This is a genomic window from Streptococcus sp. 339, assembly GCF_013277285.1.
GTDB lineage: Bacteria > Bacillota > Bacilli > Lactobacillales > Streptococcaceae > Streptococcus > Streptococcus pseudopneumoniae.
The window spans coordinates 1-1,095 of record NZ_VMMR01000072.1; the positions used below are offsets into that span (position 1 = coordinate 1).

The 1,095-nt window shown below is 36.7% G+C and carries 1 protein-coding gene and 2 pseudogenes; 2 read left to right on the top strand and 1 reads right to left on the bottom strand.

The annotated features are described in order from the left end of the window. Nucleotides 1–306: pseudogene (locus HT736_RS08745) on the bottom strand (transposase family protein); the annotation flags it as partial. A 130-nt stretch (nucleotides 307–436) separates the two neighbouring features. Here HT736_RS08745 and HT736_RS08750 point away from each other — a divergent pair. Continuing rightward, a pseudogene (locus HT736_RS08750) lies at nucleotides 437–576 on the top strand (IS630 transposase-related protein); the annotation flags it as partial. Nucleotides 577–617: 41 nt separating this feature from the next. Beyond that, the coding region (locus HT736_RS08755) for a winged helix-turn-helix domain-containing protein (protein WP_172930958.1) at nucleotides 618–1,095 on the top strand (478 nt) is incomplete at its 3' end.

Genomic DNA, 1,095 nt, shown 5'->3' on the forward strand with positions numbered 1-1,095 from the left:
GGAGTTCTTGAAATCGTAAAACCACTTTGAACAAGAGTTACTTCAACCCATTGACTCCGATGGGTTAAGTTGCTTTCGTGAATACCAAAATCAGCCGCAATTTCTTCATAAGTTCGATATTCTCGCACATATTGAAGTCGCCATAAGAAGGTCTTCTAAGCTTAGTTTAGGTTTTCGTCCCCCTTTTGCGTGTTTACCTTGATAAGCTGTTTTCAATACAGCTCACATCTCTTCAAAAGTCGTGCGCTGAACAGCAACAAGGAGCTTAAATCGTGTATCAGTTAGTTGTTTACTTGCTTCATAATTTTATTGTATCATATTTTTGTTTCACAGGAAGTCTATTATATTTAAGGATATTTGAAAGCTGTATTTTAGAAAAACAATTATGGAGTTTTGATATTTTCTTAGTTTCAAACAAGCATGTTATAATAAAGCTATGGCATATAGTACAGATTTTAAACATCGAGAATTAGATTACATCAAAGAGGGGCACAGCCATGTCGAGGCAGCCAAGGTTTTTGATGTTGGCGTCAGAACTCTCTTCATGTGGGAAAAGAAAGACGTGAAAAAGGACACTCATACTAAACTAAAATAAAAAAGCATTATATAGTAGTAATATGAAATCAACTAAAGAAGAAATCCAAACCATCAAAACACTTTTAAAAGACTCTCGTACAGCTAAATATCATAAACGCCTTCAAATCGTTCTATTTCGTCTGATGGGCAAATCTTATAAAGAGATTATAGAGCTTTTAGACTGTAATCAAACAACGATTTGGCGAAATGTAAAAAAATATGAGGAGTTCGGACTCGACTCTCTCCTTCAAGAAACACGTGGTGGTCGTAACCATGCATATATGACAGTTGAGGAAGAGAAAGCCTTTCTTGCCCGCCATTTGAAGGCTACAGAGGCAGGAGAATTTGTTACAATTGAAGCCTTATTTCAGGCTTATAAAAAGGAGTTAGGTCATTCCTACACACGTGATGCCTTCTATCAACTGTTGAAGCGCCATGGTTGGCGAAATATTAGGCCACGTCCAGAACATCCTAAGAAAGCAGACGCTCAAACCATTGTTGCGTCTAAAAATAAAATCT